This is a genomic window from Pseudomonas tehranensis, assembly GCF_014268615.1.
Taxonomy (GTDB): domain Bacteria; phylum Pseudomonadota; class Gammaproteobacteria; order Pseudomonadales; family Pseudomonadaceae; genus Aquipseudomonas; species Aquipseudomonas tehranensis.
Genome location: NZ_JABWQV010000040.1, coordinates 1 through 14,069, shown reverse-complemented (window position 1 = coordinate 14,069; position 14,069 = coordinate 1). Strand labels below are relative to the sequence as shown.

Below are 14,069 nucleotides of genomic sequence, written 5' to 3'. Positions count from 1 at the left end.
CCTGTGGCGCTCACCTTTGGAGAAGTATTCAGCGCGCTGATTGGCGCCCATAAAAAAAGACCGGCAAATCGATTGCCGGTCATCCCGATTATTTTGTAGGAGCTGCCGAAAGCTGCGATCTTTTTCCTGGTGTTTGAAGATCAAAGGATCGCAGCCTGCGGCAGCTCCTACGGGGGTACGCTTGAAATCAACAATACGACAACTTATTCGCCCTAACGAACCCCCGTCGAGCGCAGCGCCGCGGGCGTGAAGTCCGCAGCCCTGGCTTCGAAACCGTACTCGTAGCTGCGCTTCTCTTCGTTCTTCATCCCCAGTGCAATGTAGCGGCCGGCGATGATGTCGTAGAGCGCCTCAAGGGTGTAGCCCGGGTTCTGGTTGGCGTAGTAGAACTGGGCATGACCTTCGGCCACCCGCCACAGTTGACCGCGACCGTCGTAGTGATCCACCAGCGCCGCCTGCCAGCTATCCTCGTCGAAGTACATGTGGCGCTTGGCGTAGATGTGACGTTCGTTTGGCTTGACCGTACCGACCACTTCCCAGACCCGATGCAATTCATAGCGGGTCAGATCCTGATTGATGTGGCCGGCCTTGATCACGTCGTCGTACTTGAGGCTGGGGGAATCCAGTTTGTAGCTGTTGTAGGGGATGTACATTTCCTTCTTCCCCACCAATTTCCAGTCGTAGCGGTCCGGCGCGCCGGAGAACAGATCGAAGTTATCGGAGGTACGCAACCCGTCGGCGGCGGTGCCTGGGCCGTCGTAGGCCACTTGCGGGGCGCGACGCACACGGCGCTGGCCGGCGTTGTAGATCCAGGCCAGGCGCGGCTCCTTCACCTGGTCAAGGGTTTCATGCACCAGCAGCACGTTGCCGGCCAGACGCGCCGGCGCGGTGACCGATTGTTTGAAATAGGTCAGCACGTTGCTGGCCTTATCCGGATCGGCGTCTTTGATCAAAAACGGCACAGCGATTTCTTCTTCGAAGCGGATCGGTGTGAAGCTGCCGTTGGTTTGCGGGGTGGCCTGGGTGATGATGCGCCGCACGTTGCCGCCGTGATAACGGGTGACGTGGTTCCACAGCACTTCTACGCCGCTCTTGGGAATCGGGAACGCGTAGTAACGGTTGCCGGTGAAATTGGCCAGGCCGTTGCCGTCATTGATGGTGGTGACGTTGAGGGCGCTGCGCTTGGCCGACTCGTAGATCTCTGGCGGTAGTGAGACGCTGCGATGGGTCGGATAGACCGGAATCTTGTAGGTTTGCGGATAGCGCTTGAACATCGCGATCTGGCCTTCGGAAAGCTTGTCCTTGTACTTGTCCACGGTCTCGGCGGTGATGGTGAACAGCGGTTTTTCACCGGCAAAGGGATCGGCCAAAAAGCCTTTGCTGTCCACCGCCCCAGCGTCTTTGGCGATGCCACCGGTCCAGGCCGGAATCGAGCCGTCGGCATTGCCTGCCTTTTCCGCGCCCAGCGGTGTGAGGCTGGTGCCCAGTTTGTTCGCTTCATCCGGCGAAACCGCCGCCATCACGTTCGCGGCCAGCAGGCTCAGGGCCAGGGCGCCGCATTGCAGAATCATCTTGCGCATTGGTTTTTCCTTGTCAGCCAGATCAGAAGTTCACGCCAAAGCTCAACGCGAGGAAGTCGCGGTCTTCGAGGACGTTGTAGTCGCCGCCGAAAAAGTCGGTGTAACTCAGGCTGGCGGTATAGGTGTTGCGGTAGTCGGCATCGACACCCAGGCTGATGGCCTTGGCGCCTTCGTTGAACAAGCCGTTGGGGCCGTAGCCGGCGACGTCATGGGACCAGGAGACGTTGGGCTTGAAGTTGATACCGGCAACGACGTTGGAGTAGTCAAGAATTGCCCGGGCGCGATAGCCCCAGGAAGTCGAGGTGACGAAGCCGTCGGTGTCACCGCCGAACCCGTACTGGCCGTAAACCGAGTCACGGCCATAACGCAGCTTGTCCTTGGATTCCAGCCCACCCACATGCACCACCGCCGCCTCGCCCACCACGGTCAGGCGATCAGCGCCCAGCACCTGGTCGAAGAAGTGCGTCATGGTACTCTGGATCTGGGTCACTTCCTTGCGGCGATAACCGGTATTGTCCGCACCGGGTGACGTCGCGATGGGCGAAGCCGCACCACCGGCAATCGGATTGACCAGAGCCAGGGTCAGGTCGTTGGTGTTGACCTGCACCGGCGCATTGGGACGGTAGCTGATTTCCCCGGTCCAGGCGGTGCCGGTGGGCAACGTCGTGGAGAAACTGGCGCCGTACAGGCGGATGTCTTCCGGGTATTCAAGGTAGTACCCACCGCGGCCCAGCATCACGCTTTGCGCCAGCCCCGCACCGCTGCCAGGAGCAAGCCCTTCTGCAATCGCGACCATTCCCGGCAGTGCAGACAACGTAGACAGGCCGGCGGTGGTGGTGCCTACAGTCGGCGTGCGGCTGTGGTAGTTCATGAAGTACAGGCCGTACTCGGTGTCATCGCCGAGCCAGCGCAGCGCCGTGCCCCATTGGCCGGAGTCGCGAGCGTCGCGGTCGCCACCACGGGGAATGATCACCCCTTCGCTGGACACCTGGATCTCCTGGCCAAATGCCTGGGTCAAGGGCACGAACGGCGCAATCGCCGGACTGCCCACGGTGTAGCCGCTGGTGCAGCCATCGGCCACCACGTCGTTGCCGAAGAACGTGCCGCAGTTATCCACCACGGTCTGGTCCCACTCCAGTTGGTAGAAACCTTCGATGGTGAGTTTGTCGGTCAAGCCCTGGGAGGCGAACAACATGTTCACCGGGATCAGGCCTTCCTTGATCTCGGCACCCGGACGGCGGAACGCGGAGACGTCCACCGGGTTGATGCTGTTGATGGAGTTACCGATGAAGGTGCTTTCACCCCAACTGACCACCTGCTTGCCCGCACGCACCGTACCCGGCAAGTCGGCGATGGAGTAATTGTGATAGACAAACGCATCGAGAAGCTGCGCCCCTGACGACTTGGAGCCTTCCTTGCGGTTGCTGTCGCTGATGTCCTTGAACGGGCGGCTTTCGTCCTTGAGTTCGAAGTCATACCAATACTTGCCGCGCACGAACACGCCCGTATCACCATACTTGAGCTCGAGATCGTGCAGGCCTTTGAATATTTTGGAAAAGGTCTCGCCCTTCTTGAAGTTCAGCCGCCCATCGTCACCGGTGGAGGATTGCCCGGTACCGCCGTTGACGCTGCCGACCAAGTCCCTGTCGGCATCGCGCATGCCCCAGCTCGCGCCCACGGACAACGAGGAGTCGAACTGCCCCTCGATCTCGCCAATGTTGAATGAAACGGCCTGGGCCTGGGCAGAGCAGCCCAAGGCCACCGCGACGGCCAGCGCCTGCGGCTTGAAGATGGCGCGCATTGTTATTGTTGTCATGCGTCTTCCCCGGTGAGTGACAGAGCCTTCACCCTACTGCCGCACGACATGGGCGATAAGCGCACCAAGGAGGTATTCGCGCTGTACCCCGAAAGGATTACAGCCCATGAAATACAGGGCTTTGCGCCGCGCATGGACGCACTGGATGATGGGTTATCAACGCCGCGCATACTCATCAGGCCTTTTCAACTGTTGCATGCCCTGCAACGGTGCATGTCCGGATCCGGGCTGTTTCCCCTGCTGCCCAATCCCTATGCTGGCCGGGCTTTCAGGGCAACGGGCCTGCAGGTACAAGCCGCCATCGCGTCCCTCGCGACCGGCGCACCGTCATTCGGATGGATTGGCGCATCGGTCCATCACCTCCCGTGTTCACTGACGTTGGTTTTTTGCTCCTTTGCAACGTCATTTTCAGGCCGCCGCTTTTTGCAGCGGCCTTTTTTATGCGCAGTTACTTCCGAGTTAAAACTTCTTATTTCCTACCTCACCGTCGGAAATTCTCACACAGCAGCCGTTCTAAACTTTGACAGACTTTCGCCTCCCTCCAACTCAAACTTCGTATTATCCGGAAGACGGCCATAACAGCCCTGAAGAGAGAGGGAACAAGGGACGCCTGTTCCTACAACAAAGCAAGAAACCCGCTACGCCCCCATCAAAAATCCACTGTTAGGCTGAAAGTCAGTCACAGCATTCCGCTTCGACTTTAAACCTCAGTGAGTTTTTATGACACCTATCAACTACAACCGTTATCGCTCGGTAAAAGGCTTCAACAATAGAGTTCGCTTCCTAGTCTTTCATTACACCGCTGCGAACTTTTCATCCTCCATCAACGCACTGACCGGTGCCTCGGTCAGCGCCCACTACCTCATCCCGGACTTCACCGACCCGAGCTACTTGAAAGCCGGTTTCCAGGAACCGCAGATTTTCAATCTGGTGGACGAGAACCAACGTGCTTGGCACGCGGGGGTGAGCAGTTGGGGTGGTCGCACGAATCTGAACGACACCTCGATCGGTGTTGAAATCGTCAACCTGGCCACCGATAACCACGGGCAATTTACCTTCCCGCCTTATCAACCTCAGCAAGTCGAGGCGATCGAACACCTGGCGTTGAACATACTCAAGCGCTATCCGGACATCAGCCCGGTCAATGTGGTGGGACACTCAGATATTGCGGCGGGCAGGAAAAGCGATCCCGGCCCGATGTTCCCCTGGCACGCGCTGTATCTGAAGGGCATCGGCGCCTGGTTCGATGAACCCACGCAGAAGGCTTACACCCGCGCCTACCAATGCAACGGCCTGCCGACGCGCGAGCAACTGCTTGGCTTGTTCCGCAAATATGGGTATGACACGTCGGCAGCTGCCACAAGTGTGGGTTTTCAGCGTTTGGTGCGAGCTTTTCAGTTGCACTTTCGTCCAGCGAAATACGACGGTGTGATGGACATCGAGACTGCCGCAAATCTGGCGGCGCTGGTGAAGAAATACGTCCCCTGAGCACCGTTGCCGCGTGTGACGGCAACGGGTCGAGGCCGCAAGGTCAAACGGTGTAGCGCTGCAAGTTCGCCATCATTTCCTTCAACGCTTCAAGGTTGTCATTGGGGTGTACCGCGCCCTCGAAATCACAGATCTGCTGCCAGTGGGCCGCGACGTCTTCGGGTGAGAAACCTTTGCTTGGATCGAAGCCGGCCCCCAGGCTGCGCTCCCAACGCACCTTGCCCATCCAGCCGCCGCCCACTTCGAACAGCCCGGAGGTTTCCTGGCAGGCCTCGCTGGCCAGGTACACCACCAATGGGCTGACGAGTTCCGGCTTGAGCTGTTCAAACACCTGTGGCGGGATCAGGCCTTCAGTCATGCGGGTGCCGCCGGTAGGGGCAATGGCATTGACCAGAATATTGTTCTTGCGACCTTCGATGGCCAGGGTGCGCGTCAGGCCATAAAGGCCAAGCTTGGCCATGCCGTAGTTGGATTGACCGAAGTTGCCGTAGATGCCGGACGTGGAGGCCGTAAAGATCACCCGTCCGTAATTCTGCTCACGCAGGTGTGGCCAGGCGGCGCGGGTGACCTTGTAGGCACCCTCGACGTGGACGCGGTAGACCAGGTCCCAGTCGGCGTCCTCCATTTTGTGGAAGGTCTTGTCCCGCAGGATCCCGGCGTTGTTGACCACGACATCGACCCGGCCAAACACGTCGAGCGCATTTTGAACAAGCTTGTCACCATCGGTGACGGAGTCGTGGTTCGCCTCGGCAATGCCGCCGGCCTGGCGAATTTCAGCGACCACCCGATCCGCCGCCGAGGCGTTGGCCCCTTCTCCTTGGGCAGAGCCGCCGAGGTCGTTGACCAGCACTTTGGCCCCTTGCCTGGCGAACAACAGGGCATGGGCTCGCCCCAGACCACCACCGGCACCCGTGACGATCACGACTTTATCTTCGAAGCGTACAGACTCATTCATGGGCAGAACTCCAGCAGGCAATAGGACAATGCCCCGAGTGTCGGGCACAGGGCGACCCGTCACAATCATCAGGGTTGGGAGTGAATGGTGGGCAATAAGGTGAGGGGATGATGAGCGTCGGTTCTGCTGTGGGAGCCGCGGCCCTCATCAGGGGGGCGAACCTGCTCGCGACAGTGCGCCAACCTTCAGCACTTATGAGCAGACCACCTGCCTGACCGGCGCGGTCCTGTTTTCGCGAAACTCCAGGTAATGTTTGAGTACCTGCACCGGGGCTTCGGTGTGTGGGTAGTGGCCGATGTCGGGCAGCAGTACGGTGTCAGGGTTGGGGATCAGCGCCTCGTAGCGCGCCACCATATGCTCGCCGGAAATCGGATCAACCGCTCCGTCGATCACCCGCAGCGCCACCTCGCCGCGCTGCATGGCCTGCACCCAGCGGTCACGCTGCACCCGCCGCTCAGGAATATAGGCGATGAGTTTGTGCATGATCCGCGGTCCGTGATGGGTTTCGACGAGACTCCAGTAATCGTCCAGCTCGCTTTCGGTCGGGCCGGTCCTGGGGCCGAATATCTGGCGAAAGCTCTTGACCAGACCCTCTCGGGAAAAAGCCCGACCCAATAGCCAGCCCAAAGGGCTGAGCAACAGTTTTTGCATCAGCACCGGGCGATGGGTTTCCGGAAACAGACCACCGTTGAGAAAGACACAACTGGCAAGTTCGATGCGCGCTTCGTAGTGACGGGCGAGCAGTTCCTGGGCCACGCTGTCACCATAATCATGGGCCAGTACATGCACGGCTTGCTTCACATTCAAATGTGCCAGCAAAGCCTGCTGCAGGTCAGCCTGTTCCAACAGGCTGTAGACATGATCCGTCGGCTTGGCCGAGTCGCCAAAACCGAGCATGTCGCAGGCGATCACCCGATAACGCTGTGCCAGCGGCTGCCACAGGTAATGCCAGTCCCAACTGGCGGTGGGGAAACCATGGATCAGCAACAAAGGCTCGCCGTGCCCTGCCACCCAATACCGGATAGCGTGGCCGCGGAACATCAAGGTCTGGCCGCGCTGGCGCCAAATACGCAGGGGAATCTGGACCAGAGGCATCAGCATCTATAACCCGAATCTTGTTGATCCAGCTTACGCAGCAACGCCGGCCATGCCAGCGCGCCTCCCATGCCTTGGGCGCTTTTGGTCACCCCGGCAATCATCGCCCGGGCGCCGGCCAGTATCTGCGGCTCGATGGCGATCAGTTCCGCCCCACCGTTGAGCGCCAAGACCTGGATGTCACAGGCTCGCTGGAAGGTGAACATCATCAGGAAGGTGTCGGCAATGGTACCGCCGCAGGTCAGCAGACCGTGGTTGTGCAGCATCAGGAAATTATTGTCGCCCAGATCCGCCTGCAGGCGGGCCTTCTCTTCGTGATTTAGGGCCACGCCTTCATAGGCGTGATACGCCAGACTCGACAATACGAACAACGATTGCTGACTGATGGGCAACACACCCTGCTTCTGTGCCGACACAGCGACGCCGGCTGCCGTGTGGGTATGCAGCACACACACCACATCGTGCCGCACCTCATGCACCGCGCTGTGGATGGTATAACCGGCCGGATTGATCTCGTAGGGACTGTCCATCAGTTTGTTGCCGGCCTGATCGACCTTGACCAGGCTCGAGGCGGTGACCTCATGAAACATCAACCCGAACGGGTTGATCAAAAAATCATCAGTACCGGGAACCTTGGCGGAGATATGCGTGAAAATCAGGTCATCCCAGCCATGCAAGGCGACAAGCCGGTAGCAGGCTGCCAGATCGACGCGGGTTTGCCATTCGGCGGCACTGACCTGATCTTTGATGCTGAGTGTCGATGGGACGGGCGCTACGCTCACGGCTCTGACCTCTGCTTTCTAGTTATAGGTACTTGTTCTGAAACAGTCACGAACAAGCTAATCAGTCTAGTCAGCTCCAACGGGGTCGGTAGTTGCATTGGCAGCCAGCTTACTGGCCGAGCGAGTCATCCGGGGGCGCCGTGCGCTTCACATCGCTCAGCGACGCAGCGCCTCGATCAACGCCTCCAGCCAAGGTTCGGCATCGGTTTCCGGGGTGACGCTTTCGCTGGCATCCAGACGCAACATGGGCAATACCTCACGCACGCCCAGCTCGGCGAACAACTCGCGCATCTGTTCGCCACCGCCGCAAAAGGTATCGCCATAGCTGGCGTCGCCCAGGCCTATCACGGCACCAGGCAGGTCACGAAAAGAGGCTGGCAATTGGTCGCGAATCGTCGAATATAATGGCATCAAGTTGTCCGGCAACTCTCCCATGCCCGTCGTGGAAGTCACCGCCAACAAGGCCGCCGGGCCAAATGCCTGAATGTCCGCAAGGCTTGCGCGCGGGTTGTGCATGGTTTCGAAACCCGCGTCACCGAGCAGTTTGGCGGCGTGCCGGGCGACTTCTTCGGCGGTCCCGTAAACGGAACCCGAAAGGATGGCGACTTTCATCAATCTGATCCTGAATCTGAATAAAAAGAGCGGCGATAGTAGCAGGCTCAGACGCAATGCTGCGATTGACTCTCAACAACCAATAATGGCCAGTAGACATCGCGACAGGTTCTTCTAAAATGCAGCGTACACAGGGATGTTCAAGGGATGTCGCCCATGATTAACGCTCAACTGATGCAACTGGTCATCAACGCCTCGAACGACGGCATCGTCATCGCAGAAAAAGAAGGCGACGAAGACAATATCCTGATCTACGTAAATCCGGCATTCGAACGGCTGACCGGCTACAGCAGTGAAGAGATTCTTTATCAGGATTGCCGTTTCCTGCAGTCCGGTGATCGCGATCAGCCGGCCCTGGAGCAGATTCGCACGGTCCTCAAGCAGAACGGTGCCTGCCGGGAGATACTGCGCAACTACCGCAAGGACGGCAGCCCTTTCTGGAATGAGTTGTCTCTGTCGACGGTGAAAAACGAGGCTGACGGACGCACCTATTTCGTGGGTGTGCAAAAAGACGTGACCGCTCAGGTCAAGGCTCAGCAACGCGTCGCCCAGCTGGAGAAGGAGCTGGCTGAAGCACGAGCAACCATTGCCCGACTCGAAGCGACGAACGGCGCAAACAAACCGGCGAATTAGCGGTCAGTCACTACAATCACCAGTGAAAGTGTAAATCCTCTTTTCGAGCACATCATGCAGCGCGACGCCCTACTGACGCAGGATGAATTGGATTTCATCCGGACCATGCAGCACAACCCGCAACTCAACGAGCGGGATGTCACGTCGAGCTTGCTGGTAAACGGCGGGTCGCAAATTCGTGACTTGCTGACGCGCTTGGCAGCCAACGAACAGGTTACGCTGCAAGCCAACTTCGAAAACCAGCAAATGACTTTTCCGTTGCACCTGGTGGAAGACGAGTTCCACGCAATGCACCTGCGTCTGGGTGTGCCCAGCATCTACGAAGACGGGCCGAAAATTCGGCCATGGCGCCTCACACTTGACGAGCCGGTGGCACTGGAAAATGCCAAGGGCCAGCCCGGACCGCTCTGGGTCCATGAGGTGTCCTGCAAAGGAATCCTGTTGCAGAACCGCAGCCGGACCAAGCCGCCAAAGCAATTCGCCTTGTGGTTCAGCCCGTCAGGTTATGAAAGGATTTCCTTGCGCGGCACACTGGAACGGGAAACCGCTCAGGGCCTGTACGCCTACCACCTGAGCCAGAATGACGAGGATGAGACCGAGCGCCTGCGTCAATACATCCTTCAGCAACACCGCCTGACCCATCCGGCCATGCACATCTAGTGCACGGCTTGACCTGCCGGTTATCAGGTATCCAGATTACCCGCCAATAGCTGTCGCAACCGCTGGTGTATCAAGGTCCCTTCACTGCCCAGGCAACCGATCGACGATCCGGCGAGGCTGTCCTGAAGCAGATCGGACGCATCACCGGCCAGCATCAGCGGGCAGTCCAGGCCCATCGCCAACTTGTTCAGGCGCTTGGGTAACTCCGGAGGCGGTGCATGGTTGGAAACCAGCACCAACGCCAACGGCTGGATTTTCTGGCACACCAGGGTCAGTTCGTCGAATGGCAACCCAATGGTCAACACCCTGACGCCGACTTCCGCCTTGGAGACGAACAGCGCCGTGACCAGCAACTCCAGCTCTCGACATTGACCGACAATGCCCACAACCAACACGCGCCGCGAATGGGCTTCGCGCTTGAGCAAGAGTCGCTGGATGATACGTGATCGCAGGAACCCATCGAAAAACACCCATTCGCTGGTTTGTCCGAACTCTTGCTGGCGTTGCTGCAACTGTCGCCAGAGCGGCATCAGGATGTCTTGAAATACGATCGGCACGGCGTAGGTGGAAAATATCTGCCCGTAGAGACGGTCCAGCTCTATGTCGTCAAAGTTGCCAACCGCGCCAGCCACCTGTTGTTGCCACTGGGCATAATCGGCTCTCACCAGATCCGAGGAAATAAGCGCGGAAACCGGTTGCACCGATTCGGTCTTGGTCAGGATCTTTCCCACTTTGCTCACGGCCACCCCGCGCTCAATCCAGGCGAGGATGCTGCGCACCTTTTCGATGTCGCCCAAGGAGTACAAGCGATGCCCGCTTTCGGTGCGTGTGGGCTGGATCAGACCGTAGCGACGCTCCCACGCGCGCAAGGTCACGGGATTCACGCCGGTCAGTCGCGCGACTTCGCGGATGGGGAACAGTTCCTCCTGCCTCAAGGCAGTGGTTGCCTGGAAAACGAAGTTTTCCTCAGTGATTACGCTCATTTTGGCAGACAGTTCCGGCTGGCAAATTGGATCCCAGTGTACTCCCTCTGAGTCATAGGATGACAATAACAACACAACTGATGCGCGATTTTGTTGCTTTTCACTCAAGAAGGAATAAACCTTGCGTGCTTTTTGGCGAACGGACGCGCCCCACCACCCTGGGGTGTTCCCGCGAATCTCCTACCCGGAGTACCGCACCTGTTTTACGGAGATACATAATGTCTACCTCACCTGTCACCTTGATGGTTGCCCGTCGTGTCGCCAATGGACGCTATCAGGACCTGATCGCCTGGTTGCGTGAAGGCGAACAATTGGCCACCGACTTTCCCGGTTACCTGGGTTCCGGTGTACTCGCGCCACCGCCTCAGAGCGATGAATTCCAGATTATTTTCCGCTTTGCCGACGAGCAGACCCTGCACGCCTGGGAACATTCAGCCTCGCGCACGGCTTGGCTGGCGCGAGGCAGCGAGCTGTTTGCCCACCCTTCGGAACACAGGGTGCGCGGTATCGACGGTTGGTTTGGCGCCAGCGATCAACGTCCACCGCGCTGGAAACAGGCCGTGGCCATCTGGCTCGCGTTCTTTCCGGTGTCGCTGCTGTTCAACTTTCTGCTGGGGCCATTGCTCAGCGAGCTGGGAATGATGAGCCGCGTGCTGATCAGCACGCTCATTCTGACGCCACTGATGGTCTATTTGTTTATTCCGATGTCGACTCACCTGCTGGCGGGTTGGTTGAACGGTGCAGCGCCCAAAGCACTGCCAGCCAAGCCGGCTACGCAGAATCAGTGAGGCCGGGCCGCTCTCGTCGGCCCGCAGCGTTCGCGTTCAACAAGGGCCACTGTGGGAGCGGGCTTGCTCCCACAGAGTCGTCGCCACCTTGCGTCGCTGTTATAGTTTTGCGATTGCCGTGAACCGAGCCTTCCTATGCCCAGCGCCACCGCTCCGATCCTGATCACTGGCGCAGCCCAGCGCGTCGGTTTGCACTGCGCCCGTCGACTGCTCGAAGACGGTCATCCGGTCATCGCCACTTTCCGCACCGAGCGCCCGGGCGTGCAGGCGTTGCGGGATCTGGGAGCGATCGTGCTGTTTGCTGACTTTTCCAGTGAGACCGGGATTTTGGCCTTCATTGATCAGCTCAAGCAGCACACCGACCGATTGCGCGCGATTGTCCACAACGCCTCGGCATGGCTGACCGAGACGCCCGGCCACGAAGCAGCCGCGTTCAACGCCATGTTCGCCGTGCACATGCTCGCCCCCTACCTGATCAATCTGCAGTGTGCCGAACTGCTGCAACGCTCAACCCCGGCGGATATCGTGCACATCAGCGATGACGTCACGCGCAAGGGCAGCAGCCGGCATATCGCCTATTGCGCCACCAAGGCCGGGCTCGAAAGCCTGACTCTGTCGTTCGCGGCGAAATACGCGCCACACATCAAGGTCAACGCAATTGCCCCGGCCCTGCTACTGTTCAATCCCGAAGACGACGCGGCCTACCGTGCCAAGGCCCTGGCCAAGTCCGCGCTGGGCATCGAGCCCGGCAGCGAAGTGATCTATCAGAGCCTGCGTTATCTGCTGGACAACCCCTACGTCACCGGCACGACCCTGACCGTCAACGGCGGCCGGCACGTCAAATAGCCTTGCTTCGAGGATGCACCATGGCGTTATCGCCCCAGCACTATCGCGAGATCCTCATCGGCCTGGGTGAAGACCCGGAACGCGAAGGCCTGCTGGATACTCCGGTTCGTGCGGCCAAGGCCATGCAGTACCTTTGTCACGGCTATGCACAAAGCGTCGATCAGATTGTCAACGGCGCCCTGTTCGCCTCCGACAGCGATGAAATGGTGATCGTCGCCGACATCGAACTCTATTCCCTGTGCGAACATCATCTGTTGCCCTTCATCGGCAAGGCTCATGTGGCTTATATTCCTACGGGCAAGGTCCTGGGGCTGTCAAAGATCGCCCGACTGGTGGACATGTTCGCCCGCCGCCTGCAAATTCAGGAAAACCTCACCCGGCAAATTGCCGACGCGGTGCAGCAGGTCACCCAGGCCGCCGGCGTTGCAGTGGTGATTGAGGCCCAGCACATGTGCATGATGATGCGCGGTGTCGAAAAACAGAACTCGACCATGAACACCTCGGTGATGCTCGGCGTCTTTCGCGAATCCAGCACCACCCGTCAGGAGTTCCTGCAATTGATTCGACGGAGCAAATAAATGCCACAACTTCAACCCGCCATGGCGCGCATCAAGGTCAAGGACTTGCGCTTGCGCACGTTCATTGGCATCAACGAGGACGAAATCCTCAACAAACAGGATGTGTTGATCAACCTGACCATCCTCTATGCGGCCCAGGATGCGGTGCGTGACAACGACATCGACCACGCACTGAACTACCGCACCATCACCAAGGCGATCATCGCCCACGTGGAAGGTAACCGTTTCGCCCTGCTCGAACGTCTGACCCAGGAGCTGCTCGATCTGGTCATGGCCAACGAATCGGTGCTGTATGCCGAAGTCGAAGTCGACAAGCCCCACGCCTTGCGATTTGCCGAATCGGTGTCGATTACTTTAGCTGCAAGCCGGGCTGCTTCGTAGCAGCCACAAGCCTCAAGCTGTAAGCTTCAAGCCTGACACCGTAATCCAAACTTGCAGCTTGAAGCTCGCCCCTTGAAGCTGTCTCGCAGAGACGCCCATGAACGACCAACAACGCCTCGAACTTGAAGCCGCCGCTTTCCGTCGACTGGTTGCCCACCTGGACAGCCGCAAGGATGTGCAGAACATCGACCTGATGAACCTCGCCGGCTTCTGCCGTAACTGCCTGTCCAAGTGGTACAAGGCTGCTGCCGATGAACGCCAGATCGAGGTCAGCCTCGATGACGCCCGCGAAGTGGTGTACGGCATGCCTTACGCCGAGTGGAAAGCCCAATACCAGAAAGAAGCCAGCGCCGAACAGCAAGCGGCGTTCGCCAAAGGAAAACCTGATGCCTGACCTGAACACCCTGCGCGCCAGCCTCAAGAGCGGCGAACACATTTTTGCCGACACCCTGGCCTTTATCGCCAATGGCTACGACTATCAGCCTCAGGCTTTCAGAAACGGTGACGTCGACAACGCCGCCGGGCAGAACGAAGGTTCCTGCAAGACCCTGGGCCTGGCCCTGCTCGAAGGTTTGAGCGATGAAGAGGCGCTGCTGGCGTTCGGCGAACATTACCGGTCAGTACTGGCCACGCCTGAGGGCAGCGACCACGGTAATATCCGGGCGCTGATGGCCCATGGGTTGGCCGGGGTGAAGTTCGAGGCGCCGCCGCTGCAACGGCGCTGATCGCCCCTACCTGTGTGGTGAGATCCGCTTTTGTGGCGAGGGGATTTATCCCCGCTGGGCTGCGTAGCAGCCCCAAAGCAGTTACCCCATCAGTCTGACACACCGAGGCAGCAGGTCTTAGGGCTGCTGCGCAGCCCAGCGGGGATA

16 protein-coding genes are annotated in these 14,069 nt (G+C 59.0%); 9 read left to right on the top strand and 7 right to left on the bottom strand.

Features of this window, described 5'->3' with window-relative positions; all coding sequences use genetic code 11:
• Positions 1-212 precede the first annotated feature (212 nt).
• Complete coding sequence (locus HU811_RS09900; RefSeq protein ID WP_092393975.1) at positions 213-1,580, bottom strand: DUF1329 domain-containing protein; 1,368 nt, start codon at positions 1,578-1,580, stop codon at positions 213-215.
• 22 nt (positions 1,581-1,602) lie between these two features.
• The gene (locus HU811_RS09895; protein ID WP_092393979.1) at positions 1,603-3,396 is read right to left on the bottom strand and encodes a DUF1302 domain-containing protein; all 1,794 of its coding nucleotides are present in this window, start codon (positions 3,394-3,396) and stop codon (positions 1,603-1,605) included.
• A gap of 720 nt (positions 3,397-4,116) precedes the next feature.
• Here HU811_RS09895 and HU811_RS09890 point away from each other — a divergent pair.
• The gene (locus HU811_RS09890) at positions 4,117-4,884 is read left to right on the top strand and encodes an N-acetylmuramoyl-L-alanine amidase (protein ID WP_186655548.1); all 768 of its coding nucleotides are present in this window, start codon (positions 4,117-4,119) and stop codon (positions 4,882-4,884) included.
• 43 nt (positions 4,885-4,927) lie between these two features.
• Here HU811_RS09890 and HU811_RS09885 read toward each other — a convergent pair whose 3' ends face one another.
• The 4 genes from HU811_RS09885 to HU811_RS09870 all read right to left on the bottom strand — a co-directional run bounded on the left by HU811_RS09885 (position 4,928) and on the right by HU811_RS09870 (position 8,328).
• On the bottom strand, positions 4,928-5,839 hold the full coding sequence (locus tag HU811_RS09885; protein ID WP_092393985.1) for an SDR family oxidoreductase: 912 nt from the start codon (positions 5,837-5,839) through the stop codon (positions 4,928-4,930).
• A 192-nt stretch (positions 5,840-6,031) separates the two neighbouring features.
• Positions 6,032-6,934, bottom strand: coding sequence for an alpha/beta fold hydrolase (locus HU811_RS09880; RefSeq protein ID WP_092456526.1), 903 nt, complete (start codon positions 6,932-6,934; stop codon positions 6,032-6,034).
• Entirely contained in the window at positions 6,934-7,716 is a 783-nt protein-coding gene (locus HU811_RS09875; RefSeq protein ID WP_092393988.1) for a class II aldolase/adducin family protein, read from the bottom strand. The genes HU811_RS09880 and HU811_RS09875 overlap by 1 nt, the downstream gene beginning before the upstream one ends.
• A gap of 156 nt (positions 7,717-7,872) precedes the next feature.
• Positions 7,873-8,328, bottom strand: coding sequence for a flavodoxin (locus tag HU811_RS09870; protein ID WP_186655547.1), 456 nt, complete (start codon positions 8,326-8,328; stop codon positions 7,873-7,875).
• A 156-nt stretch (positions 8,329-8,484) separates the two neighbouring features.
• On the opposite strand from HU811_RS09870, the gene HU811_RS09865 reads away from it, so the two are divergent.
• Both HU811_RS09865 and HU811_RS09860 read left to right on the top strand, forming a co-directional pair.
• Positions 8,485-8,961, top strand: coding sequence for a PAS domain-containing protein (locus HU811_RS09865; protein ID WP_186655546.1), 477 nt, complete (start codon positions 8,485-8,487; stop codon positions 8,959-8,961).
• A 54-nt stretch (positions 8,962-9,015) separates the two neighbouring features.
• The gene (locus HU811_RS09860) at positions 9,016-9,621 is read left to right on the top strand and encodes a hypothetical protein (RefSeq protein ID WP_092393997.1); all 606 of its coding nucleotides are present in this window, start codon (positions 9,016-9,018) and stop codon (positions 9,619-9,621) included.
• 23 nt (positions 9,622-9,644) lie between these two features.
• Here HU811_RS09860 and HU811_RS09855 read toward each other — a convergent pair whose 3' ends face one another.
• The gene (locus HU811_RS09855; protein ID WP_186655545.1) at positions 9,645-10,604 is read right to left on the bottom strand and encodes a MerR family transcriptional regulator; all 960 of its coding nucleotides are present in this window, start codon (positions 10,602-10,604) and stop codon (positions 9,645-9,647) included.
• Positions 10,605-10,822: 218 nt separating this feature from the next.
• Between HU811_RS09855 and HU811_RS09850 the strand changes: the two genes are divergently transcribed.
• From HU811_RS09850 to HU811_RS09825, 6 genes are all read left to right on the top strand, one after another.
• Positions 10,823-11,392, top strand: coding sequence for an antibiotic biosynthesis monooxygenase (locus HU811_RS09850; protein WP_092394003.1), 570 nt, complete (start codon positions 10,823-10,825; stop codon positions 11,390-11,392).
• Positions 11,393-11,527: 135 nt separating this feature from the next.
• A complete protein-coding gene (folM, locus tag HU811_RS09845; RefSeq protein ID WP_186655544.1) occupies positions 11,528-12,238 on the top strand; it encodes a dihydromonapterin reductase in 711 nt (236 codons plus the stop codon).
• 20 nt (positions 12,239-12,258) lie between these two features.
• Positions 12,259-12,816: a GTP cyclohydrolase I FolE gene (folE, locus tag HU811_RS09840; RefSeq protein WP_186655543.1), complete on the top strand. Its 558-nt coding sequence runs from the start codon at positions 12,259-12,261 to the stop codon at positions 12,814-12,816.
• Positions 12,817-13,197, top strand: coding sequence for a dihydroneopterin triphosphate 2'-epimerase (gene folX / locus HU811_RS09835; RefSeq protein ID WP_092394011.1), 381 nt, complete (start codon positions 12,817-12,819; stop codon positions 13,195-13,197).
• A 97-nt stretch (positions 13,198-13,294) separates the two neighbouring features.
• Positions 13,295-13,591: a DUF1244 domain-containing protein gene (locus HU811_RS09830; RefSeq protein ID WP_063324421.1), complete on the top strand. Its 297-nt coding sequence runs from the start codon at positions 13,295-13,297 to the stop codon at positions 13,589-13,591.
• Positions 13,584-13,922, top strand: a complete 339-nt coding sequence (locus HU811_RS09825) for a HopJ type III effector protein (protein ID WP_186655541.1) — start codon at positions 13,584-13,586, stop codon at positions 13,920-13,922. Before HU811_RS09830 ends, HU811_RS09825 begins: the two co-directional genes overlap by 8 nt.
• The last annotated feature ends 147 nt before the right edge of the window (positions 13,923-14,069 follow it).